Annotated in this window: 20 protein-coding genes; 11 read left to right on the plus strand and 9 right to left on the minus strand. The window is 70.9% G+C overall.

Translation table 11 applies throughout. From position 1 onward, the window contains the following. Positions 1-149: 149 nt before the first annotated feature. Entirely contained in the window at positions 150-539 is a 390-nt protein-coding gene (locus tag LMH63_RS07680; protein ID WP_199225687.1) for a GNAT family N-acetyltransferase, read from the plus strand. Positions 540-1,066: 527 nt separating this feature from the next. Here the strand turns inward: LMH63_RS07680 and LMH63_RS07685 are convergent. The 4 genes from LMH63_RS07685 to lexA form a co-directional block, all read right to left on the minus strand. After that, positions 1,067-1,738, minus strand: coding sequence for a 7-cyano-7-deazaguanine/7-aminomethyl-7-deazaguanine transporter (locus LMH63_RS07685; RefSeq protein WP_109679131.1), 672 nt, complete (start codon positions 1,736-1,738; stop codon positions 1,067-1,069). A gap of 360 nt (positions 1,739-2,098) precedes the next feature. Then, positions 2,099-2,428, minus strand: coding sequence for a branched-chain amino acid transporter permease (locus LMH63_RS07690; protein ID WP_109679132.1), 330 nt, complete (start codon positions 2,426-2,428; stop codon positions 2,099-2,101). Further along, positions 2,407-3,108 carry an AzlC family ABC transporter permease gene (locus LMH63_RS07695; RefSeq protein WP_109679133.1) on the minus strand — a complete coding sequence of 234 codons (702 nt, stop codon included), beginning with the start codon at positions 3,106-3,108 and terminating at the stop codon, positions 2,407-2,409. The genes LMH63_RS07690 and LMH63_RS07695 overlap by 22 nt, the downstream gene beginning before the upstream one ends. Before the next feature lie 204 nt (positions 3,109-3,312). Continuing rightward, positions 3,313-3,912 (minus strand): transcriptional repressor LexA, encoded by a 600-nt coding sequence (gene lexA / locus LMH63_RS07700; protein WP_109679134.1) that lies wholly within the window; start codon positions 3,910-3,912, stop codon positions 3,313-3,315. A gap of 153 nt (positions 3,913-4,065) precedes the next feature. Here lexA and LMH63_RS07705 point away from each other — a divergent pair, with 153 nt between their 5' ends. The 3 genes from LMH63_RS07705 (at position 4,066) to LMH63_RS07715 (ending at position 8,555) form a co-directional block, all read left to right on the plus strand. Further along, positions 4,066-6,480, plus strand: coding sequence for a DEAD/DEAH box helicase (locus LMH63_RS07705; RefSeq protein WP_109679135.1), 2,415 nt, complete (start codon positions 4,066-4,068; stop codon positions 6,478-6,480). Next, positions 6,455-7,654, plus strand: coding sequence for a ribonuclease H-like domain-containing protein (locus LMH63_RS07710; RefSeq protein ID WP_109679136.1), 1,200 nt, complete (start codon positions 6,455-6,457; stop codon positions 7,652-7,654). Before LMH63_RS07705 ends, LMH63_RS07710 begins: the two co-directional genes overlap by 26 nt. Positions 7,655-7,907: 253 nt before the next feature. Further along, positions 7,908-8,555 (plus strand): glutathione S-transferase family protein, encoded by a 648-nt coding sequence (locus LMH63_RS07715; protein WP_109679137.1) that lies wholly within the window; start codon positions 7,908-7,910, stop codon positions 8,553-8,555. Between the two features lie 176 nt (positions 8,556-8,731). Here LMH63_RS07715 and hisC read toward each other — a convergent pair whose 3' ends face one another. Then, positions 8,732-9,814, minus strand: coding sequence for a histidinol-phosphate transaminase (hisC, locus tag LMH63_RS07720; RefSeq protein ID WP_109679138.1), 1,083 nt, complete (start codon positions 9,812-9,814; stop codon positions 8,732-8,734). Positions 9,815-9,845: 31 nt separating this feature from the next. Between hisC and LMH63_RS07725 the strand changes: the two genes are divergently transcribed. Further along, positions 9,846-10,589: a YceI family protein gene (locus tag LMH63_RS07725; protein WP_109679139.1), complete on the plus strand. Its 744-nt coding sequence runs from the start codon at positions 9,846-9,848 to the stop codon at positions 10,587-10,589. A 49-nt stretch (positions 10,590-10,638) separates the two neighbouring features. On the opposite strand, the gene rlmM is transcribed toward LMH63_RS07725, so the two are convergent. After that, positions 10,639-11,673 (minus strand): 23S rRNA (cytidine(2498)-2'-O)-methyltransferase RlmM, encoded by a 1,035-nt coding sequence (gene rlmM, locus LMH63_RS07730; protein ID WP_109679157.1) that lies wholly within the window; start codon positions 11,671-11,673, stop codon positions 10,639-10,641. 93 nt (positions 11,674-11,766) lie between these two features. Between rlmM and LMH63_RS07735 the strand changes: the two genes are divergently transcribed. After that, on the plus strand, positions 11,767-13,458 hold the full coding sequence (locus LMH63_RS07735) for an ABC transporter permease (RefSeq protein ID WP_199225688.1): 1,692 nt from the start codon (positions 11,767-11,769) through the stop codon (positions 13,456-13,458). 9 nt (positions 13,459-13,467) lie between these two features. On the opposite strand, the gene LMH63_RS07740 is transcribed toward LMH63_RS07735, so the two are convergent. Next, complete coding sequence (locus LMH63_RS07740; RefSeq protein ID WP_109679158.1) at positions 13,468-14,607, minus strand: ABC transporter ATP-binding protein; 1,140 nt, start codon at positions 14,605-14,607, stop codon at positions 13,468-13,470. A 157-nt stretch (positions 14,608-14,764) separates the two neighbouring features. On the opposite strand from LMH63_RS07740, the gene LMH63_RS07745 reads away from it, so the two are divergent. From LMH63_RS07745 to LMH63_RS07760, 4 genes are all read left to right on the plus strand, one after another. After that, entirely contained in the window at positions 14,765-15,790 is a 1,026-nt protein-coding gene (locus LMH63_RS07745) for a Fe(3+) ABC transporter substrate-binding protein (RefSeq protein WP_109679141.1), read from the plus strand. 291 nt (positions 15,791-16,081) lie between these two features. Next, on the plus strand, positions 16,082-16,879 hold the full coding sequence (locus tag LMH63_RS07750; protein WP_109679142.1) for a slipin family protein: 798 nt from the start codon (positions 16,082-16,084) through the stop codon (positions 16,877-16,879). 67 nt (positions 16,880-16,946) lie between these two features. Beyond that, entirely contained in the window at positions 16,947-17,795 is an 849-nt protein-coding gene (gene xerD / locus LMH63_RS07755; protein WP_229332785.1) for a site-specific tyrosine recombinase XerD, read from the plus strand. 19 nt (positions 17,796-17,814) lie between these two features. Next, positions 17,815-18,540, plus strand: a complete 726-nt coding sequence (locus LMH63_RS07760) for a DsbC family protein (RefSeq protein WP_109679144.1) — start codon at positions 17,815-17,817, stop codon at positions 18,538-18,540. A gap of 30 nt (positions 18,541-18,570) precedes the next feature. Here the strand turns inward: LMH63_RS07760 and fdxA are convergent, their stop codons facing one another. Both fdxA and mutS read right to left on the minus strand, forming a co-directional pair. After that, the gene (gene fdxA / locus LMH63_RS07765; protein ID WP_109679145.1) at positions 18,571-18,894 is read right to left on the minus strand and encodes a ferredoxin FdxA; all 324 of its coding nucleotides are present in this window, start codon (positions 18,892-18,894) and stop codon (positions 18,571-18,573) included. A gap of 266 nt (positions 18,895-19,160) precedes the next feature. Next, positions 19,161-21,728 carry a DNA mismatch repair protein MutS gene (mutS, locus tag LMH63_RS07770; protein ID WP_109679146.1) on the minus strand — a complete coding sequence of 856 codons (2,568 nt, stop codon included), beginning with the start codon at positions 21,726-21,728 and terminating at the stop codon, positions 19,161-19,163. A 221-nt stretch (positions 21,729-21,949) separates the two neighbouring features. On the opposite strand from mutS, the gene LMH63_RS07775 reads away from it, so the two are divergent. Continuing rightward, positions 21,950-22,444: a CinA family protein gene (locus LMH63_RS07775; protein ID WP_109679147.1), complete on the plus strand. Its 495-nt coding sequence runs from the start codon at positions 21,950-21,952 to the stop codon at positions 22,442-22,444. The last annotated feature ends 40 nt before the right edge of the window (positions 22,445-22,484 follow it).

A 22,484-nucleotide genomic window follows, 5' to 3' on the forward strand; every position in this document is an offset into this window, starting at 1 on the left:
CGACGCATGCGACGGCCATCTGCGGATACGCGACCCGGGTGGTCGCACCCTGCGATCGGTGATGGTAGGGTTCGCGCTGCCTGACGGCAGGGGAGCGACGGGACCACCCAAGCGGGAGGGCCACTGGCGTGTCGAGCGTGGAGTCTTCGATGAGCGAGATCAGGGACATCAACGCCGCGTTCGAGGCGTGGCTGGATGCCACCGAGCCGGCGACGCCACCGCGCGAGGATGCGGCCGACCTGCGCTACCGCCGCTACGGCCAGACGGTGGCCGCGCTGGAGTGCGAGTCGGACTACCTCGTCCTCTGCCGCATCGAGACCGACCCGGCCCATCGCGGCCAGGGCTCGGCCACGGCCCTGCTGGACCTGCTCAAGGCTCTCTGCGACCGCTACCACGTCACCCTGCTCGGCCAGGCGGCCTCGCACACGGATGAGGGCCTGGATCAGCAGGCCCTGCTCGACTGGTACGCCCGCCACGGCTTCACCATCGACCGCGAGCGCACCGCTCAGCCCCTGGTCTGGTACCCGGAGCGCCCATAGGCCGAAATCCGGCGCTAGTGCTTGGTGACATCGCGCTCCGCGACCTTTGGGCACGCCCATCGCCTGGTGCCCGGGGCGGAGTGGGGAGGCTTCTCCCGGGACACGCCGTGAATACGTCCCTGTAGGCTCGAAGGCGACATCCCTGTCGCCTACGGTCCCGGGAGAGGCCACCCCACTCCGCGCTCGACCCGCCGGGGCTGATCCGCGACCGAAAGCGAACAGGAGAGCTGCCCGTGGATCGGCATCCGCCGCGGGAGGAGGCCGACATCCCGTCGTCTTCCCGCGGACTGGCCCCGGCGGGTGGTGGTCGGCGAGTGGTCACCTCTCCCGGGACCCTCTGCGGCAGGGATGCCGCAGTGGAGGCTCCAGGGACGGATTCACGCCGTGTCCCGGGAGAGGTGACCACTCGCCGACCTGGGCACGAGACCCGATCCATGGCCGCGGGTGCAGCACACGGACTTACAAATCCGCCCGCCGTGGATGTCCGCGCACGGGCGCTACTGGACTGAGCGGGGCGCCGGCAACCCTCAGGCGGGCTGGTCCTTCAGCACCACCCGGCCATCGGCGCCGAGGACCCGGCGCTGGAGCCAGGTGAGCAGGAGGCCGTAGGCGGGGACGAACAGCAGCAGGCTGATGGCGATCTTCGAGGCATAGTCGACCAGGGCGATCTCCGGCCAGTTGGCGGCCATGAACGGGTCGGGGCTGCGGTGGAAGGCGAGGCCGAAGAACGCCAGCGTGTCGGCGGCGTTGCCGAACACCGTCGAGACCGCCGGCGCCACCCACCAGCGGGCCGCCCGGCGCAGGCGCTCGAACACGTGGATGTCCAGCAGCTGGCCGAGCACGTAGGCGAGGAAGCTGGCCGCGGCGATGCGGCCAACGAAGGCATTGGCCGCGGCCAGGGACTCCAGCCCCTGGAAGGCGCCCTGCTGGAACAGCACGCCGAAAACGTAGGAGACGATCAGCGCCGGACCCATCGCCACCAGAATGATCCGCCGCGCCGCCGCCTGGCCGAAGGTGCGCACCGTGAGGTCCGTGGCGAGGAAGATGAACGGGAACGAAAACGCCCCCCAGGTCGTATGCACGCCCAGCAGCTCGATGGGCAGCTGCACGAGATAGTTGCTCGCCGCGATGATCGCGATGTGCGCGCCGGCGAGGGCCAGCAGGGCGCGGCGGTATTGGCTGGGGGTGATCGTGCGCATTCGGGTAGTCAGTGAAGTTTCGGGTTTCGGGGTGACATTTTCGAGTTTCGGGTTCGAGGCTCAAAGTTCAGCGCCTTCGAGCCCGATCGTCCGGTGCTGCCGCCCTGGGTGCGTTGAAGCCGAACCTTAAACCTTAAACGCGAAACCCGAAACTCCACGTACTGCTCCGACGCACCCGCAAGACGCCCGCCCACCAAGGCCCGAAAGCGGCCAGCGCCACGCAGAGCTAGAGGCAGCTTGCGAAACGGGACACCAGGGAATCGCTGATCAGCTTCCTCTACTGGGGTTCAGGTTCCTGCGCATGGGCGCGACCGGGCTGACGGCGCAGGCCGACAGGCGGTGCGTACCCAGGAATCGGAATCAGTGGGTTAGCAGTCTGAGCAGCACCATGAACGTGGCCGTCCCCGCGCCGATGCTCAGCAGGGCGTGGCCGCGCCAGAGGTGCAGTCCGGCGGTGACGGCGATGGCGGCCAGGTGGTGGAGCCCGAAGGGCGCGCTGGTGAAGGCGACATCCTTCAGCGTGTAGATCACCAGCAGCAGCATCACCGCGGCGGGCAGGTAGCGCCCGAGATACTGCAGCAGCGGGTGATCGGCATGGCGGCCGAGCAGCACGAAGGGCGCGGCCCGCGTGGTGAAGGTGGCAAGCGCCATGATGACGATCGCCGCGCTCAGGTAGCCGAGCTCACCCATGCCTTCCTCCGTGGGTCCAGCAGAATGAGCGTGGTGGCGATGGCGAGCCCCGCGAGCAGCAGGTGTTCCGTCCCCACCACGCCGATGGCCAGCGCCGCCGCCGCCACCGCCACGGCGAACGGCCGCAGGTCCCGGATCGCACGGTACTGCTCGATGGCGAGGACGACGAACAGGGCGGTCAGCGCGAAGTCCAGCCCCGCGGTGTCGAGGGCAAAGCCGGTGCCGAGCAGGGCGCCGAGGGTGGAGCCGAGCACCCACCAGAGCTGGTTGCAGGCGGCGATCCAGGCGCGGAAACGCGTTGCATCCACTGCCGCGGGCGGCTCCACCCCGGACAGCAGCGAGTAGGTCTCGTCGGTCAGCGCGAAGATGAGATACAGCCGGGCGAGCCCCCGCCGCGGGAAGCGCGCGGCGAGGCTGAGGCCGAAGAAGGCATGGCGGGCGTTCAGCGCCAGCGTCGTGATACCGATCTCGAGCAGGCCGGCGCCGCCGCCGAGCAGCCCGACGGCCAGGAACTGCGCCGCACCGGCGAAAACCAGCACGCTCATCAGGGTGGCGAAGGGCCATGGGTACCCCAGCTCCACGAAGAGCACGCCGAAAGCCATGCCGAGCGGCACATAGCCGAACAGCACGGGCAGGCTCGCTCTCAGGGCGGGACGCAGGGCCGGGTCGGAAAACGCCATGAGCTCGGGTTGCTGCTTGTCCGGGGAGGCGGGAGATTAGCGCAAGCGGGCTGCCATTGTCTTTCACCTGCCGGCCGGCCGAATCGCCTCGCAGTGAGGCCGCCTCGCTCGGAAGCGTTCTACGGCGCAGACTCCCAGGGCGGGTTGGCGTAGCGGCCGGGCCTGGACCGGTACAGTGCCCTGCGGCATGGCCACCGGCAGCGCTCAGTAGCGGCGCATCTGCCCGACGACGACGCCCTGGACGGTGATTCGGGTCGGGTGGTAACGCTGAGGCTCGTGGGCGGCGTTGGCCGGATACAGGATCACGCAATCCGGGCGCTGCTCGATGCGCTTCAGCGTCGCGCTCTCGCCGTCCACCAGGGCCACGACGATCTCGCCGTTGCGGGCCTGCTCCCGGTGTTCCACCACGATGCGGTCACCATCCAGGATGCCCTCGTCCGCCATCGAGTCCCCGCGCACCTCGAGCACGTAGCAGCGCCCGCGCCCCCGCAGCCACGATGGCACGGCGACCTGCTCGCTATCGGCCACCGCCTCGATGGGCCGGCCGGCGGCGATGCGGCCGAGGAGGGGCAGCGTGTCCGCGTCTTCCATCGCGGTCTCGGTCAGGTGCACGCCGCGGTGTTGCCCGGCCATGGGTTGCACCAGCCCGGCATCCACGAGCGCCTGCACGTGGCGGTGCAACGAGCCGCGGGAGCGCATGCCGAGGCGACGGCAGAGCTCGTCGAGGCTCGGGGCCTGGCCCTCCCGGGCACAGTCGCGGAGCGCCTCGAGGACTTCGCGCTGCCGGGGCGTGAGTGGCGGCATAGGGGCGCTTGTTCGTTCTCGGTTGGTTCTCTATTCTAGCGTTTTGGAGGGCTTCGATATACGTGGGGTCGGCCCTGAGTGCCCTCCCCGCGGCACGGCCTGCCGGCCGCCTGCGAGACCGCGTGGGCCAAACCGGAAATGGCGGGGAAGGATATGGGCACTCCTGCAGAACGAATTCCGGAGACCACCGAAGACCCGGTGCGCCGGCTGGCGGCCCGTTTGCGCCGGCGCTATCGGGACCGCATCACCGGGGAGCTGGTGGTCCCCGCGCGGGAGGGGCGCTACGAGCCGCTGCCCGACGGGCTCGAGCCGAAGCTGCGGGAGGCGTTGACGAGCCGCGGCGTGAGCCGGCTCTACAGCCACCAGCGGGCGGCCTGGGATAGCGTGCGCGCCGGGAGGCATACGGTGATCGTCACGCCCACCGCCTCCGGCAAGACCCTCTGCTACAACCTGCCCGTGCTGCAGGACGCGCTCACTGAACGCAGCAAGGCCCTCTACCTGTTCCCCACCAAGGCCCTGTCCCAGGATCAGGTCGCCGAGCTCATGGAGCTGAACGAGGCCGGTGGCCTTGGCGTGCGCGCCTACACCTTTGATGGCGATACCCCGGGTGACGCCCGCAAGGCCGTGCGCACCAGGGGCGACATCATCGTCACCAACCCGGACATGCTGCACCAGGGCGTGCTGCCGCATCACACCAAGTGGGCGCAGTTCTTCGAGGGTCTGAAGTACGTCGTCATCGACGAGATGCACACCTACCGCGGCGTGTTCGGCTCCCACGTCGCCAACGTCATGCGCCGGCTGCGGCGCGTATGCCGCTTCTACGGCGCCGACCCGGTGTTCATCCTCTCCTCGGCGACCATCGCCAACCCGGCGGAGCTCGCGGCCGGGCTGGTGGGGGGCGAGGTCAGCCCGATCACCGAAAGCGGGGCGCCTGCGGGGGAGAAGCAGCTGCTGCTCTGGAACCCGCCGGTGATCAACGCCGACCTCGGGATCCGCGCCTCGGCACGCTCCCAGGCGACGCGCATCGCGCGCATGGCCGTGCGCGGCGGCCTGAAGACCATACTCTTCGCCCGCAGCCGGCTGATGGTGGAGGTGCTGACCAAGTACCTTAAGGACGTCTTCGACAACGACCCGCGGCGGCCGGCGCGGGTCTCGGCCTATCGCGGCGGCTATCTGCCCACCGAGCGGCGCGGCACCGAGCGTGCACTGCGCGCGGGCGAGGTGGACTGCGTGATCAGCACCTCGGCGCTGGAACTCGGTGTGGACATCGGCAGCCTCGACGTCTGCGTGCTCACCGGCTACCCCGGTACCATCGCCACCACCTGGCAGCGCCTGGGCCGGGCGGGGCGGCGCAACCGCCCGGCGCTGGGGGTGCTGGTGGCCTCCAGCGAGCCGCTGGACCAGTACATCATCCGCAATCCGGAGTTCTTCCTCGGCGCCTCCCCGGAGTCGGCGCGCATCGACCCGGACCAGCTGCTGATTCTGCTCGATCATGTGCGCTGTGCCGCCTTCGAGCTGCCGTTCCAGGCCGGCGAGCGCTTCGGCGGCGAGCCCCTGGAGGAGCTGCTGGACTACCTCGAGCAGCAGGGCGTGCTGCACCGCGAGCAAGACACGTGGCACTGGACGGAGGACAGCTACCCGGCCAACAGCGTCAGCCTGCGCTCGGTGGCCGAGGGCAATTTCGTGGTGGTGGACGCCACCGACGGCGGCAAGCGCATCATCGCCGAAGTGGACTACGCCAGCGCGCCGGAGACGATCTACGAGGGAGCGATCTATCTCGTCCAGTCGGCTCCCTACCAGGTGGAGCATCTGGACTGGGAGGGCCGCAAGGCCTACGTCCGCCAGACCCGGGCGGACTACTACACCGATGCCATCGACTACACCCGCCTGCGCATCCTCGAGCGCTTCGAGGGCCAGAGCGGCCGCGAGGCGGAGGCGGCGCGGGGCGAGGTGCATCTGGTGCGCCGCATCCCCGGCTACAAGAAGATCCGCTACTACACCCACGAGAATATCGGCTACGGCCATATCGACCTGCCGGACCAGGAGATGCATACCACCGCGGTTTGGTGGCAGCTGCACCCGGAGGCGCTGGCGGCCGCCTTCCCGAGCCGTCAGCAGGCGCTGGACGGCTTTCTGGGCGCGGCCTATGCCCTGCATCACGTCGCCGCCATGCGGGTGATGTCCGAGCCGCAGGACCTCGGCCGGGCGGTGGGGGACGGCGACGCACGCTGGTTCGCCACCGCGGGGCCCGGCGGCCGCGGACAGCTGCGCACCCTGGACGGCGGCGAGCTCGATCCGGATGCCGAGGCCCGGTTCCGGCCCGCGGTGTTCCTCTACGACAACTACCCGGGTGGGGTGGGGCTGTCCGCGCCGCTTTACGACCGGCGGGCGCTGGTGCTGCAGGACGCCCGCGATCTGGTGGCGGCCTGCGGCTGCGAGGCCGGCTGCCCGGCCTGCGTCGGGCCGATCCTGGCGGGGGAGGGGCAGCGCGGGTTCTCACCCCGGCAGGCGGCCCTGACAGTGCTCGACCGATTGCTCGCCGATGAGCCGTCTCGCCGCCCGGCTTGATGCCCTGCGCCGCGAGAGCGGCGCCGCGGCTGCGCCCGGCGCCGCGCCGGCGGGTGTCGCTGCGCGGCTGGAGCGCCTGGGCGCCGGCCGCCATGGGCGCGTGCCCGCGCCCCGGCACCTGGACGAGGCCGCGCTGGCGGCAGCCCTCGGCGCCGAGCGGCTCGCCCCAGGTTGCCTCCGGCGCGATCGTCATGTCGCCGTTTCTCCGCCCGCCGGACCGTTGCCAGGGCTGACGGCAGGGGCGCAACGCGATGCCCTCTTCCTGGACACCGAGACCTCCGGCCTCGCCGGCGGGACGGGCACGGTGGCATGGATGACCGGTGTGGCCCGCTACGAGGGCAATGGGCTCCTGATCCGGCAGTGGTTCCTGACCGGCTTCGCGGGCGAGGCGCCGATGCTGGCCGCCGTCGCCGAGGCCATTGCGGGTGCTGCGGTGGTGGTCACCTACAACGGCGGCAGCTTCGATCTGCCGCTGCTGCGCGACCGCTGCCGCCTGGTCCGTGGCGTGCCGCTTCCGGAGCCGGAGACACACCGGGATCTGCTGCACGACGTGCGCCGGCTCTTCGCCCGCCGGTGGCCGGACTGCCGCCTGGCGAGCGCCGAGGCGCGGCTGCTGGGGGCCCCGCGCACGGCGGACCTGCCCGGCGCCGAGGCGCCCGGCGTCTGGCTCGGGCTGTTGCGGGGCGAGGCCTCGGTACCCGTTGCCGGCGTCCTCGACCACAATGCCGAGGACGTGCGCAGCCTGGCCCGCATGCTGCCCGCGCTGGCGGCGGCCTACGCCGCACCGGCGGAGAGCGGTGCGGATGCCGCCGGCGCCGCCGGCGGCTGGTTGCGTGGCGGCGACCCCGACCGTGCCCGCTTCGCGCTGGAGCACTCGCGGGCGGAGCTCGATGCGCGCGCGCTGCACCGCCTCGCGAGTCTCTACCGGCGGGAGGGCCGCTGGGCGGATGCAGTGGCGTGCTGGGAGTCGCTGGCCGGCGCCGGCTGCCCGGAGGCGACGGAACGGCTGGCGAAGTACCACGAGCATGTGGCCCGGGATCCGGACCGTGCCCTGGCCCTGGCGCGCACCCTGCCGCCCGGCGAGGCCGCCGATCACCGGCGCCGGCGCCTGCAGCGGCGGCGCGAGACGCCGCGCAATCTGCCCCTGGATCTCGCGCCGCGCCCGCGGGAGTAAAACGGGGCCGAGCCCCCGGCACGGAGTGATACTGTCTGCGCATGGGCTAGCCCGCATATCTCACCGATTCACGGCTGCGGGCGCGGATCTGGCGGACAATCCGGCGTTGCACTCGGCTCGGGTGCTCGACGTACTGTCAAGTACGCCTGCGCGCCCGAACTCTCGCGCGCCTTGTCTTGCCCGCCATCTCCGCCCCCTCGCTGCGCGAATCGGTGAGATATGCGGGCTAAATGCCGCCACGCCGGAGGACCCCATGCTGCTCTACGACTGCCCCGGTGCCCCGAGCCCCCGCCGGGTGACGCTGTTCGCCGCGGAGAAGGGGATCGAGCTGCCGACGCGGCCCGTGGATCTGCGGGCCGGCGAGCACTTCGGCTCGGCGTTCCGCGCCATCAATCCGCGCTGCACGGTACCCGTGCTGGTGCTCGACGACGGCGAGGCGCTCTGCGAGAGCGAGGCCATCTGTCGCTACCTCGAGGTTCTCCATCCTGAGCCGCCGCTCATGGGGACGGATGCCCTCGACCAGGCCCGGGTCACGGAGTGGCAGCGCCGGGTTGACGGCGAGGGCCTGCAGGCGATTGTCGAGGGCTTCCGCAACGCCGCTCCGGGCTTCCGTGACCGGGCGCTGCCGGGGCCCGAGCCGGTGGCGCAGATCCCGGCCCTGGCCGAGCGCGGGCGCAGCCGCTACCGGCGCTTTCTCGAGGTCCTGGAGGCACGGCTGGACGAGTCCGAGTGGCTGGCGGGCGCGGGCTTCAGCATCGCCGACATCACCGCCTTCGTCGCCGTCGAATTCGCCGAACGGGCGCTGCAGTCCCCGATCACCGAGGCCGGCCCGGCGGTGCGCCGCTGGCACGCGCGCCTGGCCGCGCGACCGGCCATCGCCGGTGAGCCAGCGCTTCGCTAGCCCGCATATCTCACCGATTCGCGAAGCGAGGGCGCGGAGATGGCGGGCAGGACAAGGCGCGGGAGAGTCCGGGCGCGCAGGCGTACTCGACAGTACGTCGAGCACCCGGGCCGAGCGCAACGCCGGACTGCCCGCCAGATCCGCGCCCGCAGCCGTGAATCGGTGAGATATGCGGGCTAGGCGCTCGCGATCTCGTCCATGGCGGCCAGCAGGGCGTCGTGCTGTTCCGGGGTGCCGATGCTGATGCGGAGGCACTCGCGCAACCGGGGCTGGTCGAAGTGGCGGACAAAGATGCCCCGCTCGCGCAGGGCGCCATGGAGGGCCGCGGCCCCGCCGCCGTAGCCCTCGGGGACGTGCACCAGGAGGAAGTTGGTGGCGGAGACTGGCGCGGTCAGGCCGCGTTCGGCAAGCGCGGTGCGCAGGCGCTCGCGTTCGTGCCGCACTGCGTTCCAGCTCTCCGCAGCCTCCGCGCGCTGCTCCAGTGCCACCGCGGCGAGGCGCTCGGCCACGGCGTCGACGCTGTAGCTGTCGCGGGTCTTGCCGGCGATGGGGCTGATCAGGCCCGGGTCGCCGAGCCCGTAGCCGAAGCGCAGGCCGGCCAGGGAGTAGCCTTTGGAGAGGGTGCGCAGGATCAGCAGGTTGTCGTGATCGTGCACGAGAGAGACGACGTCATGCCCCTCGGAGGGCTCGGTGAAATCGACGTAGGCCTCGTCCACCAGCAGCACGCCCTGCAGGGCTCCGGCAATGGCATCAATGCGGGCGGGCGGCAGCAGCGTCCCCGACGGCGCGTGGGGGTTCACCAGGAAGGTCAGGTTGACGCCGGCGCGGTTCATGCGCTCGGCGAAGTCCGCCGGCGGCTGCCAGTGTTCGTCCAGCGCGACCCGCTCCACCGGCGAGCCGTGCACGGCGGCCAGCACCGGATACAGCGAATAGCTGGGTTCGGCCATGCCGATGGGACGGCCGGGCTCGACGAAGGTCGTGATGGCCAGCCGCAGCAGCTCGTCGCCGCCGTTGGTGGCGACCACATGCTCCGGGGTCAGCCCGTGCAGGGCTGCGGCCCGCTCGCGGAAGGTCGCTGCCGTGGGGGAGGGATAGCGGCGCAGCGCCTCGCCATCCAGCGCCCGCAGGGCGTCCATCACCGCCGCAGCGGGGGGATAGGGGTTCTCGTTGGTGTTGAGCTTGACGACATCACGCGCCCGGGGCTGCTCGCCAGGCGTGTAGCCCGTCATGCGCTGGATGTTCGGCCGTTCGTAGCTCATGACTGCCGTCCGGCATCTGGAGGGACCGCACATGATAACCGCTAACAGCCAGGCCCGGACACGGGCGTGGCGCCAGCTCGTCGCCCTCGCCGCCACCGTCCTGCTGGCTGCCTGTGGGACAACCGGCTCCGTGCCCTCCGACCCGGAGGCGCAGGATACCGGGGCATTCCCCTGGGATGCCTACCAGGCGGCGGACGGTGAGACCATCTGGCGCCTGGACGACGAGGCCTCGCGGCTCTGGATCTTCGTCGGTCGCGCCGGGCCGATGGCCGCCCTCGGCCACGATCACGTGGTGGCCGCGGGCGGTCTGGAGGGGGCGCTGCGGGTCGGACAGGACGACTGGCAGGCCACCCGGGGGGAGCTGCACCTGCCCGTGGCGCGCCTTGCGGTGGATCCGGCCGGCGTGCGCGATGGGCTGATCCCGGGCCTCGGCCCGGCGCCATCCGCCGAGGCGATCGCTGCGACGCGGGAGAATCTGCTTGGTCCAGGGCTGCTCGACGCCGAATCCCACCCGCGCATCATTGTCCATGTGCGCGATCTCGCGGGCACGCCCAGCCGGCCGCTGGCAACGCTGGAGATCATGGTTCGGGGTGCCGGTCACGCACTGGAGGTGCCGGTGCGCCTGCGCCGCGAAGGCGACGTGCTCACGGTCTCGGGGCTGGCGGCGATTCCCCACGGGGATCTCGGCCTGGAACCGTTTACGGCGCTGGGCGGGGCGCTGCGGGTGGCGGAGACGCTGGTGGTCGACTTCCGCCTGCGCTTCCGAAGGGATTAGCCAGCGGCTCCGCCGCTTGGGTGTGGATGGCGCCGCGCCGGCGGCAGCCTCAGCCGGGCACGACGGCGGCGGTGACCTCTTCCCGGTCGTGATAGAGCTGCTTGCAGCCCAGCCGTGCCGACGGCGGCAGCGCGGCCTCGAGGCGGGCGAGGGCCTCGCGGACCGCGGAATGGCGGCGCTTCATCGGCAGCTTCAGGTTGCACACGGCGCCGTGACAGTCGCCGCGCCGGAGCCACCCCGCGACCAGCGCGGCGATGCGGTGGGGCTGCTCGACCATGTCGCAGACGAGCCAGTCCACGGGCCGTCCCACCCGGTAGCGGAAGCCGTCGGCACGCACGTGTTCGACCAGCCCCTCGGCCATCAGGCGGGGATCCATGGGCCCGTTGTCCACGGCGGTCACCCGCAGGCCGCGCCGGGCAAGCTGCCAGCTCCAGCCGCCGGGGGCGGCGCCGAGGTCCACCGCACGCATGCCGGGCCGCAGCAGTCGCTCGCGCTCGGTGGCACCAAGGAAGGTCTGCAGCGCCTCGTCGAGCTTCAGGGTGGAGCGGCTCGGCGCGGCCCGCGGCAGCCGCAGCCGCGGGATGGCGAGCGGCCAGGGTGCACTGTTACGCGGGTCGGCGAGACCCACGCGCGCGTCGCCGGACCCGTCCAGAAAGACGTGCAGCCGCGGGGCATCGGTGACGTCGGTGGCGACGCCCCGCTCGGCCAGCGCCTTGAGTACGGGCGTGCGCAGGGCGCGGCAGAGCCGGGACAGGGCGCGGCCGTCGTTGCTGTCCGGGTGCTCGAGCCAGACGTCGCTGAAACCCGGGGCCAGCCCCACGACAGTCTCGGCGATGGGGGTGGCGCGGTCGGCGGCGGGCAGCGCCACCGCCGGGCCGAGGGCCAGGAGCTGACGCGCGAAGACCAGCCGGCTCCAGCGCAGATCCGCGATCAGAGGGCGCGCCGGCACCGGCAGCGCGTGGAAGGTGACGAAGGCCTGGCCGGGGCGGGCGTCGCAGTAGCCCGCCACCCCGATGGCGGCGCAGGCGTCGGTGATCTCCGCCGCGCAGTCCTTCTCGAAGCCGGGGCGGCAGTAGAGCAGCAGGCCATCCGCCGGGGCTGAAACCGCGTAGCGAGTACGCGTATCATCCGCATGCTCAAGCCCGTGCCGCTGTCCGGCGCTGCGCCCGGAGTGTCCGTGTCCGTAACCGCCCGCCCGTTGCCGATCACCGCCCGCGTCCTGGCCGCCGCCCGCCGCGGCGGGCTGTGGACGCTGATCACGACGGTCATCGCGGCACTCGTGGCGCTGCCGGTGCTCACTGTGCTCTATCACGTGTTCGTCCCGGCGCCGGAGGTCTGGTCGCATCTGGCCACGACGGTGCTGCCCCGGTACCTGGTCAATACCGCGGGCCTGGCCGTCGGGGTGGGGATCGGCGTGCTGGTCATTGGCGTCGGTACGGCCTGGCTGGTGGTCATGTGCCGCTTTCCCGGCCGGCGGCTGTTCGAGTGGTCGCTGCTGCTGCCGCTGGCGGTGCCGACCTACGTCATCGCCTACGCCTACACGGACTTCCTGCAGTATGCCGGCCCCCTGCAGAGCATGCTGCGGGAGCTCTTCGGCTGGACCGCCGACGACTATACCTTTCCGCCGATCCGCTCGCTCGGGGGGGCGATTGCGCTGCTCTCGCTGGTGCTCTACCCGTACGTCTACCTGCTCACGCGGGCGGCCTTCCTGGAGCAGTCGGTCTGCGTGCTGGAGGTCGGTCGCACCCTCGGCCGCGGCCCATGGAAGCTGTTCGGGACCATCGCCATCCCGCTGGCGCGACCGGCCATCGTCGGCGGTGTGTCGCTGGCGCTGATGGAGACGCTGAACGAGTTCGGCGCGGTGCAGTTCTTCGCCGTGGATACCTTCACGACCGGGATCTACCGCACCTGGTTCGGGCTCGGCGAGCGCACGGCCGCGGCGCAGCTGGCTGCCTGCCTGCTGATCTTCGTGCTCGTGCTCCTGCTGCTGGAGCGCTTCTCCCGCGGGCGGGCGCAGTTCTTCCATACCTCGCGCCGCTATCGGGAGCTGCCGCAGTACGAGCTCGCCGGCATGACGCGCTGGCTGGCGACGCTGGCCTGCGCGCTGCCGGTGCTCCTCGGCTTCCTGCTGCCCGCCGCGCTGCTGGTGAGCATGACGCTGCAGGAGGGCGATGCGCGCCTTGGCTGGGCCTTCCTGCCGTACATCGTCAACAGCGTCAGCCTCGCCGGCGTCGCGGCGGCGGCGGCGGTGCTGCTGGCGCTGCTGCTCGCCTACGGCGTGCGCATGGCGCCGTCGCCGCTCACCACCGCCGCGGCGCGGATCTCGGCCATGGGCTATGCGGTGCCGGGGGCGGTCATCGCCGTGGGTATCCTGATCCCCCTGGGCTGGGTGGACCGCCAGCTCTACGGGCTGTTTCAGGAGGGGCTTGGCTGGGATGTCGGCCTGCTGCTGACGGGCACGGCATTTGCGCTGGTCTACGCCTATCTCGTGCGCTTTCTGGCCGTCTCCTACAACGCGGTGCAGTCCAGCCTGACCCGCGTCACTCCGGGCATGGACGCCGCCTCACGGACCCTGGGGAAGACGCCCGGCGCGACGCTGCGCCGCGTGCATGCCCCGATCATGCGCGGCAGTCTGTTCGCTGCTGGCATCCTCGTGTTCGTGGACGTCATGAAGGAACTGCCGGCGACCATTATCCTGCGCCCGTTCGACTTCACGACGCTTGCGGTGCGCTCCTACGAGCTGGCCTCGGACGAGCGCCTCAGCCAGTCCTCCACCGCGGCGCTCGCGGTGGTGCTGGTGGGCGTGCTGCCGGTGATCCTGCTGAGCCGGGCGATGCGGCGCTCGCGCCCGGGCTCCGCGGGGGAGTAGAGCCGGGGGTCAGGCCGGAAAGACGAACGCCTGCTGCGGATCGAGCTGGACATCCACGGGCTGGTCGCGCTCCGGCAGGAACACGCCGGGCATGTGGGCGTGCATGTGGTACTCGTCGGTGCCGTGGTGCACGCACAGATGGATAAAGCTCGCCCGGCCCAGCAGCCGTGACATCAGCACATGGCTGCCGTTGTGCTCGCTGCTCCGCGAGACCGGCAGTACGCGCAGGGCCTCGGGGCGGATCAGCACCTGCACGGCCGTGCCCTCAGCCAGGTGGCCCGCCTCTAGGGTGCCGGCGGGGGTCTCGACGCGGCCGTTGCGCACCACGCCGCGGAGCTCGTTGCAGTCCCCGAAAAAGCGCACCACGAACGGGTCTGCGGGGTTGCAGTAGACGTCGATGGGGTGGCCCTGCTGGATGATGCGCCCGTCCCGCATCACGGCAATGCGGTCCGCCATGAACAGTGCCTCTTCCGGATCATGGGTAACCAGCAGGGTGGCGGTGCCGCTGCGCTTGAGCAGATGCAGTGTGTCGTCGCGGATACGGTCCCGCAGCCGGGCATCGAGGCCGGAGAAGGGCTCGTCCAGAAGCATGATGCGCGGCTCCGGTGCCAGGGCCCGCGCCAGCGCCACGCGCTGCTGCTGCCCGCCGGAGAGGACGTGGGGGTAGCTGTCGGCGAAGGGGCCGAGGCCGAGCTGGCCGAGCAATGCGCGGCCGCGGCGCTCACGCTCGCCGGCAGTGACCCGGTTCAGCCCGAAGGCGACGTTCTCGAGCACGGTTAGGTGCGGGAAGAGCACGGCGTCCTGAAAGACGAGGCCGACATTGCGCTGCTCGGGGGGTACCCAGGCCCCCGTCGCGCTGTCCGCCACGAGCTGGTCGCCGACACGGACGCGCCCTTGCTGCGGGCGCTCGAGGCCGGCGGCCATGCGCAGGAGCGTGGTCTTGCCGCAGCCGGAGGGGCCGAGAAGGCAGACGAGCTCCTCCGGCTGCACGTCCAGGGTGATGTCTTCGGCGGCGGTGACCTCGCCGAAGCGATGGGTGATCCCTTCCAGGGCGAGGGCGGTGCCCGCCGGCCGACGGCCCTCGCCGTGCAGAGTTGGGACCTCTCCCGAGGGGAAATGCGAGGGCAGCGGTGCGGCGTTGTGGATCATTCCGATAGTGTCACCGAACGGCCCGCGCGCGCGCAAGCGCTTCTCATTTGTAAAAATTACAATGTAAGCCCGGATGGTTGACCGGGGGCAAGGCGCGGGTTTCAATCCTTGGCGCAATTAGAGGGATTCGCATCTACAGCCGCAACAGGAGACCCCCATGCGCATCGTCCATCACCTGATTCCGGCGGTGACCGGTACCGCGCTCGCCGTAAGCGCCGGACTGGCCGCCGCCCAGGAAGTCAACCTCTACTCGGCGCGTCACTACGACTCCGACCAGGCCATCTACGACGCCTTCGAGGAGGAGACCGGCATCGAGGTGCGCGTCCTCCAGGGTGATTCCGACCAGCTCATCGAGCGCATTGAGCGCGAGGGCGAGGCCACCCCCGCGGACGTGCTCATGACCGTGGACGTCGGCCGCCTCTGGCGTGCGGACGAGGCCGGGGTGTTCACGCCCACGGAATCGGAAACCCTGAGCGAGCGTATCCCCTCCAGCCTGCGCCATCCGGACGGCCACTGGTTCGGCCTCAGCCAGCGCATGCGCGTGATCTTCTACGACACCGAGCAGTACGACGAGCCGCCGCTGTCGAGCTACGAGGAGCTCGCCGATCCGCGCTTCGAGGGCGAGGTCTGCATTCGCTCCTCGAACAACATCTACAACCAGTCGCTGATGGCGTCCATCATCAGCCACCACGGTGAGGATGCAGCGCTGGAGTGGGCCGAGGGCGTGGTCAACAACATGGCCCGCGCGCCCCAGGGCGGCGATACCGACCAGATTCGCGGCGTCGGCGCCGGCGAGTGCGGCCTGGCCGTGGCGAACCACTACTACTACGTGCGCCTGATGAAGTCCGACGACGAGGGCGACCGCGCCGTTGCCGAGCGGGCCGGCATCATCTTCCCGAACCAGGACGGCCGTGGGACGCACGTCAACGTCGGCGGCGCCGGCGTGGTGGCGAACGGTCCGAACCCGGAGAACGCCGTGCGTTTCCTCGAGTTCCTGGCCTCGGACGAGGCGCAGTCCCTGTTTGCCGCCGGCAACAACGAGTTTCCGGTGGTCGACGGCGTCGAGATGGACCCGATCCTCGAGGAGTGGGGCGAGATCAACACCGATGACGCCAACATCGCCGAGTTCGGGCCGCTCAACCCCGTGGCCGTGCGCCTGATGGACCAGGCCGGCTGGCGCTGATCGGCCGGGACCGGCGGCAGGGAGGCCGCCAGGCAGAAAGGGGCGCCCGTCGGCGCCCCTTTTTATTGGCTGATTGGCAGCGAACTTAAGCTGCGCTGCCCGCCTCGCGCCGGGCGCGACCGCTACAGCGCCTCCAGCGCCGCGGGTTCCTGGCGCACTCGGCGAACCCGGCGCATGGGATGGGTGTCGGAGAGGCGGGTGCGCGGGGTATCTTGAGGCCGCGCGCAGTCAGTTCTTGCCACGCCGGGCCATTGTGGCCCGAGCCGTGGATGCCGCAAGCCAGGAGGGGCCATGGCCATACCGGTTCTTATCGTCATCGGCGTCATTGCCGCCGTCATCATCGCCTCGTTCCGGGTCTTCCGGGAATACGAACGGGCCGTGGTGTTCCTGCTTGGGCGCTTCTGGAAGGTCAAGGGGCCCGGGCTGCGGCTGATCATCCCGATCATCCAGCAGGCCGTGAAGGTGGATCTGCGCCTGGTGACCCTGGACGTCCCGAGCCAGGACGTGATCTCCCGCGACAACGTCACGGTCAAGGTCAACGCCGTGCTCTACTTCCGCGTGCTCGATCCGGAGCGGGCGGTGATCCACGTGGAGGACTTCTTCGCCGCCACCAGCCAGCTGGCGCAGACCACGCTGCGCTCGGTGCTGGGCAAGCACGACCTGGACGAGATGCTCTCCGAGCGGGACAAGCTGAACGCGGACATCCAGGAGATTCTGGACTCGCAGACGGACGCCTGGGGCATCAAGGTTGCCAACGTCGAGATCAAGCACGTGGACCTCGACGAATCCATGATCCGCGCCATCGCCCGGCAGGCCGAGGCCGAGCGCAACCGGCGCGCCAAGGTCATCCACGCCGAGGGCGAGCTGCAGGCCTCCCAGCAGCTGTTCGAGGCCGCCGAGGTGCTTGCCCGGAACCCCCAGGCGATCCAGCTGCGTTACCTGCAGACCCTCTCGGACATCTCAGTGGACAAGAGCTCGACGATTGTCTTCCCGGTGCCCATGGAGTTCCTCAAGGGCTTTGGCACGAATGTCACGGCACCCCAGTCCCAGCCCCGCGGCCCGGCCGAGGCGCCGAGTGGCGGCGGCTGAGTCCGCCGCCCGCGACGTGCCCGAGGCGGACGTCGCGGGCGTCGACGCCTTCCTGGATGCGCTCTGGATGGAGCGCGGCCTGGCGGACAATACGCTCGCCGCCTACCGCAGCGACCTGACCGGCTTCGCCGCATGGCTGGCACGGCGGGGCCGGGCGGGTTTGCTCGGCGCGCATCGCGCCGACGTCATGGGCTATCTCGCCGAGCGCGTCCAGGCTGGGGCCCGAAGGCGCACCAGCGCCCGGCTGCTGTCGAGCCTGCGCCGCTTCTACCGCTACCAGGTGCGCGAGGGACGGCTAAGCGAGGATCCCACCGCCCGTGTGGAGCCGCCCCGACCGGACCGGCCGCTGCCCCACGCCCTCTCCGAGGCCGAGGTGGAGCGTCTGCTCGCCGCCCCGGATACCGCCGATCCCATCGACTATCGCGACCGAACCATGCTCGAGGTGCTCTATGCCAGCGGCCTCCGGGTCTCGGAGCTTGTCGGGCTGCGTCTCGAGCAGGTGAGCACCCGTCAGGGCGCGGTACGGGTGACCGGCAAGGGCGGCCGCGAACGCCTCGTGCCGCTGGGAGAGGCCGCCGTGGAATGGCTCGACGGCTACCTGCGGGGTGTTCGTCCAATGTTCGCCAGGGGATCGGCCAGTGCCGCGGTGTTCCTCACCCGCCGCGGCACGGGCATGACCCGCCAGGCATTCTGGTACCGCATTCGCCATCATGCCGAGCAGGCCGGGATACGCACCGCGCTCTCGCCGCACACACTGCGGCATTCCTTCGCCACCCATCTGCTCAACCACGGCGCGGACCTGCGGGTGGTGCAGCTGCTGCTGGGGCATAGTGACCTCTCCACCACGCAGATCTACACTCATGTCGCCCGGGCGCGCCTGCAGGCGCTGCATGCGGAACACCACCCGCGGGGCTGACCCCCCGCATGGAGATGCCATGATTCGCCACGCCCTCACCGCCGCGCTGCTCGCCCTGCCCACCCTGGTTGGCGCCCAGTCCGAGGCGGTGGAGACCCGCATCCGCGAGGCCATCAGCGGCATCAGCCCGGAGACCGTGGTGGAATCGGTGCGCGCGACCCCCGTGGACGGGCTCTATGCGGTCCGCCTGGAGGGCACGGTGATCTACGTCACCGGCGACGGCCGCTACCTGCTGCAGGGGGAGCTTATCGATCTGGAGACGCGGCGTTCCCTGACCGAGGACGCACGCCGCGACACCCGGCTCGAGCGCCTGGCGGAGATTCCGGAATCGGCGATGATCGTCTACGAGCCGGAGGGCGGTGCGGAACACTCGGTGACGGTGTTCACCGACATCGACTGCCCGTACTGCCAGCGCATGCACGCGCAGCTGGACGGCTATCTGGAGCGCGGCATCGGTATCCGTTACCTGCTCATGCCACGCGCCGGCCGGGACTCCGCCTCCTACGACAAGGCCGTGGCCGCCTGGTGTGCCGACGACCCGCGCACGGCCCTGACCCGGGCGAAGCGGGGAGAGGCCATCGAGCGCCTGAGCTGCGAGCACCCCGTGGAGGAGCACATGGCGCTGGCCCAGGCGTTCGGCGTGCGCGGCACCCCCAGCCTCGTGCTGCCGGACGGCACCATGGTAAGCGGCTACCGCCCGCCCGCTGATCTCGCGGAGCTTCTGGAGCAGACGGCGGCGCAGTAGCCAGGGCGTGGCTTCGCCCCGGCTTAGCCCTCAGCGCTCGAGCAGCTCGAGCTTGTTCGGCTTGCCGTCCCACTCCTCGGCGTCGGGCGGCGGTTCCTTCATCTCGGTGATCACCGGCCACTGCTGCGCGAGCTCGGCGTTGAGCTCGAGGAAGTGGTGCATCTCCTCGGGCAGATCGTCTTCGGAGTAGATCGCTTCCGCCGGGCACTCGGGCTCGCAGAGGGTGCAGTCGATGCACTCGTCGGGGTCGATGGCGAGGAAGTTCGGCCCCTCATGGAAGCAGTCGACGGGGCACACCTCGACGCAGTCGGTGTACTTGCACTTGATGCAGTTCTCGGTGACGACGTAGGTCATCGCTGTCTCCGCTCGGGGATCGCTGGTGGGGAGATGCTAGGCAGGCCCGCACCCCCCATCAACCTACAGCCGGGCAGGGAATCCCGGGCAAAGGCCCGATTGCCGCCGTAGGTCGTGCGCGGCGCAGCCGCGTGCGACGTTCCCGTGTGATCCGCGGCACCGCGGTGCATCCCGGTTCGGTGCCGGGGCGCTGGATGGCAGGCGCCGCGCACCAGGACCCTTCGGGCACCGGTCGCGATGAGCTGAAATCGTTTCAGAGCAGGGGTTTAGGCTTCTTTCTTGGCCAGAGTTTTGAGTTCGTAGAGCAGGGCATGGGCCTCGCGCGGGGTGAGATCGTCCGGATCGACGTCGCGCAGGCGCTCCAGGGCCGGATTGGGAGGCTGCGGGTCGAACAGCGGTAGCTGGCTGGCGCCCGCCGCCGACTGCGGGCGTGCGCCCGGCTCCAGCTCGCGGAGCTTCCTGCGCGCCGATTCCAGCACGTCCTGCGGCACGCCCGCCAGCGCCGCTACCTGCAGGCCGTAGCTCTGGCTTGCCGGGCCCTCCTGCACCGCGTGCAGGAACACGATCCGCTCGCCGTGCTCCACTGCCTGCAGGTGCACGTTGGCCGCCGCCGGGTGGCGCTCGGGCAGCGCCGTCATCTCGAAATAGTGCGTGGCGAACAGCGTGAAGGCGCGCAGGCGACCGGCAAGGGCGTCTGCTGCCGCCCAGGCCAGGGCGAGGCCGTCGAAGGTGCTGGTGCCGCGGCCGATCTCGTCCATCAGCACCAGGCTGCGGTCGGTGGCGTTGTTCAGGATATTGGCGGTCTCGGTCATCTCCACCATGAACGTCGACCGGCCGCCGGCGAGGTCGTCGGCGGCGCCGATGCGGGTGAAGATGCGGTCCACCGGCCCGATGCGCGCGGCCTCCGCGGGCACGAAGCTGCCGATGCGGGCGAGCAGCGTGAGCAGCGCCACCTGGCGCATGTAGGTGCTCTTGCCGCCCATGTTCGGCCCGGTGATCACCAGCATGCGCCGTTCGTCGTCGAGGGCGATGTCGTTGGGGACGAACGGCTCGTCAGTGACCTGCTCCACCACCGGATGACGGCCGGCCCGGATCTCGATGCCCGGCGCCTCGCTCAGCACCGGGCGCACGTACTGCAGGGCCTCGGCGCGCTCGGCTAGGGCGGCGAGCGCATCCAGCTCGGCCAGTGCCGTGCCGAGCTTGACCAGCTCGTCGATACCCTCCCGCAGTCTCGCCACCAGCGCCTCGTAGAGGGCCTTCTCGCGGGCGAGGGCGCGCTCCCGGGCGGACAGCACGCGGTCCTCGAAGGCCTTCAGCTCCGGGGTGATGTAGCGCTCGGCGCCCTTCAGGGTCTGGCGGCGGATGTAGTGCGCCGGGGCCTGGTCGCTCTGGCCGCGGCTGATCTCGATGTAGTAGCCGTGGACGCGGTTGTAGCTGACCTTGAGATTGCCGATGCCGGTGGTTTCGCGCTCGCGCCGCTCGAGATCCAGCAGGAACTCGTCGGCGTTGCGGGAGAGACCGCGCAGCTCGTCGAGCTCGGCGTCGTAGCCGTCGGCGATCACACCGCCGTCGCGGATGACCACCGGCGGCTGCGCCACCAGTGCCCGCTGCAGCAGATCCAGGCGCTCCGGCTGGGGCGCGGCGCGATGGGCGAGAGCGGCCAGGAGTGCGGCGTCGGCGTTGGCCAGGTGGTCGGCCAGCGCCGGCAGGGCGGCGAGGGTGTCGCGCAGGCCGGTGAGATCCCGCGGGCGTGCCGAGCCGAGCGCGACGCGCCCGCCGATGCGCTCGATGTCTGCGCAGCCCCGGAGCGTCTCGCGCAGCGGCTCCTGGAGGCCGCCCTCGATCAGGCTGGTGATCGCGTCCTGACGCGCCACGAGGGCGCGATCGTCACGCAGCGGCCGGCTCAGCCAGCGCCGGAGGGCGCGGCTGCCCATGCCGGTGACCGTGCTGTCCAGTACCCAGGCGACCGTGTGCTCGCTGCCGCCGCCGAGGTTGACCTCGAGCTCCAGATTGCGGCGGCTGGCGGCGTCAATGACCACGGCGGCCTCGCGGTTCTCGACGGTCACGCCACGGATGTGGGGCAGGGCGGCGCGTTGGGTGTCGGCGACGTACTGCAGCAGCGCGCCGGCGGCAGCCACGGCGAGGGACATTCCCGCGATGCCGAAGCCGCTCAGGTCACGCGTGCCGAACTGCTCGTTGAGCTGACGTGTGGCCGTCTCGGTGTCGAAGTGCCAGGGCGGACGTCGGGTCAGCCCACGGCGCTCGGCGAGGGCGGGCGGTGGCGAGGTGTCCTCGCCGAGCAGCACCTCGGCCGGGCGCAGCCGCTCGAGCTCCGCGGCCAGCGCCTCGGCATCCTCCACCTCGAGCACGCTGAATCGCCCTGCGGCCAGCTCCAGGGCGGCAAGCCCCCAGCGGCGGCCGTCGGTCGCCGCTGCCAGCAGCAGGTTGCTCTGGCGCTCCTCCAGCAGTGCCTCGTCGGTGAGTGTGCCCGGCGTGACGATGCGGACCACCCGGCGCTCCACCGGCCCCTTGGCACTGGCGGGATCGCCGATCTGCTCGCAGATGGCCACGGACTCGCCCAGGCGCAGCAGGCGGGCGAGATAACCCTCGTGGCTGTGCACAGGGACGCCGGCCATCGGGATGGGCTCGCCGGCGGACTCGCCGCGCCGGGTGAGGGTGATGTCCAGCAGCGCAGCGGCCCGCCGTGCGTCGTCATAGAACAGCTCGTAGAAGTCGCCCATCCGGTAGAACAGCAGCACCTCCGGATGCTCGGCCTTGATGCGCAGATACTGCTGCATCATCGGCGTGTGGGCGTGCTGCTGGCTGGTGGCCATGGCCTTGGCTCCGGCTCGGGGATCGACGACGGAGGCGAAGTATACGGGTCCGCAGCGCCGGCCTTCAGCCCCGGGGTGCTTGGCCGCCTCCTGCGGGTGGGGCAGACTCTGGACCGCATGCGGCGCCACTCGCGTGAGCCGAACGGCGATGGCCTGCGGAGTGGCCGCGAGCAGCTTTCCGCGTCTCCCCGGGGGGTGCGCGCTGGCTACAGGAGCAGGCGATGACGGCTGATGACGAAGGGCTGGTCGTGCTGGCGCGCGATGCCGGGCAGCGGCTGCGCATGGCAGGGCTGCGGCTGGTGACCGCCGAGTCGTGCACCGGCGGCTGGATTGCCAAGACGGTGACCGATGTACCCGGCAGCTCGCGCTGGTTCGAGCATGGCCTGGTGACCTATTCCAATGAAGCGAAGACCCGCCTGCTCGGGGTGGAGCCGGCGCTGTTGAGCGAGCACGGCGCGGTGAGCGACGCCGTCGCCCGGGCCATGGCGCGGGGGGCGGTGGCCGGTGCAGCGGACACCGTGGCGGTGGCGGTGACCGGAGTCGCCGGGCCGGAGGGTGGCACGCCCGACAAGCCGGTAGGCCTGGTCTGGCTTGCCTGGGCGGACGGCGCGGGCCGCGTCGCTAGCTACTGTGGCCGCTTCGAGGGGGATCGTATGGCGGTCAGACGGCAGAGCGTCGTCGCCGCCCTGCAGGGGTTGTGCACCTTCCTGGACTGAGTCGGGACACTAGCCCGCATATCTCACCGATCCGCGGCTG

This window comes from Spiribacter halobius (assembly GCF_020883455.1).
Taxonomy (GTDB): Bacteria; Pseudomonadota; Gammaproteobacteria; order Nitrococcales; family Nitrococcaceae; genus Sediminicurvatus; species Sediminicurvatus halobius.

What these genes read in the sequence shown, in the direction of transcription:
- LMH63_RS07710 (WP_109679136.1), top strand. Translation starts at nt 6,455, where the DNA reads ATGAGCCGTCTCGCCGCCCGGCTTGATGCCCTGCGCCGCGAGAGCGGC.
- LMH63_RS07685 (WP_109679131.1), bottom strand. Translation starts at nt 1,738, where the DNA reads ATGCGCACGATCACCCCCAGCCAATACCGCCGCGCCCTGCTGGCCCTC.
- mutS (WP_109679146.1), bottom strand. Translation starts at nt 21,728, where the DNA reads ATGGCCACCAGCCAGCAGCACGCCCACACGCCGATGATGCAGCAGTAT.
- LMH63_RS07760 (WP_109679144.1), top strand. Translation starts at nt 17,815, where the DNA reads ATGATTCGCCACGCCCTCACCGCCGCGCTGCTCGCCCTGCCCACCCTG.
- lexA (WP_109679134.1), bottom strand. Translation starts at nt 3,912, where the DNA reads ATGCCGCCACTCACGCCCCGGCAGCGCGAAGTCCTCGAGGCGCTCCGC.
- LMH63_RS07750 (WP_109679142.1), top strand. Translation starts at nt 16,082, where the DNA reads ATGGCCATACCGGTTCTTATCGTCATCGGCGTCATTGCCGCCGTCATC.
- LMH63_RS07680 (WP_199225687.1), top strand. Translation starts at nt 150, where the DNA reads ATGAGCGAGATCAGGGACATCAACGCCGCGTTCGAGGCGTGGCTGGAT.
- hisC (WP_109679138.1), bottom strand. Translation starts at nt 9,814, where the DNA reads ATGAGCTACGAACGGCCGAACATCCAGCGCATGACGGGCTACACGCCT.
- LMH63_RS07775 (WP_109679147.1), top strand. Translation starts at nt 21,950, where the DNA reads ATGACGGCTGATGACGAAGGGCTGGTCGTGCTGGCGCGCGATGCCGGG.
- LMH63_RS07740 (WP_109679158.1), bottom strand. Translation starts at nt 14,607, where the DNA reads ATGATCCACAACGCCGCACCGCTGCCCTCGCATTTCCCCTCGGGAGAG.
- LMH63_RS07690 (WP_109679132.1), bottom strand. Translation starts at nt 2,428, where the DNA reads ATGGGTGAGCTCGGCTACCTGAGCGCGGCGATCGTCATCATGGCGCTT.
- LMH63_RS07705 (WP_109679135.1), top strand. Translation starts at nt 4,066, where the DNA reads ATGGGCACTCCTGCAGAACGAATTCCGGAGACCACCGAAGACCCGGTG.
- fdxA (WP_109679145.1), bottom strand. Translation starts at nt 18,894, where the DNA reads ATGACCTACGTCGTCACCGAGAACTGCATCAAGTGCAAGTACACCGAC.
- LMH63_RS07695 (WP_109679133.1), bottom strand. Translation starts at nt 3,108, where the DNA reads ATGGCGTTTTCCGACCCGGCCCTGCGTCCCGCCCTGAGAGCGAGCCTG.
- LMH63_RS07725 (WP_109679139.1), top strand. Translation starts at nt 9,846, where the DNA reads ATGATAACCGCTAACAGCCAGGCCCGGACACGGGCGTGGCGCCAGCTC.
- LMH63_RS07745 (WP_109679141.1), top strand. Translation starts at nt 14,765, where the DNA reads ATGCGCATCGTCCATCACCTGATTCCGGCGGTGACCGGTACCGCGCTC.
- LMH63_RS07715 (WP_109679137.1), top strand. Translation starts at nt 7,908, where the DNA reads ATGCTGCTCTACGACTGCCCCGGTGCCCCGAGCCCCCGCCGGGTGACG.
- xerD (WP_229332785.1), top strand. Translation starts at nt 16,947, where the DNA reads ATGGAGCGCGGCCTGGCGGACAATACGCTCGCCGCCTACCGCAGCGAC.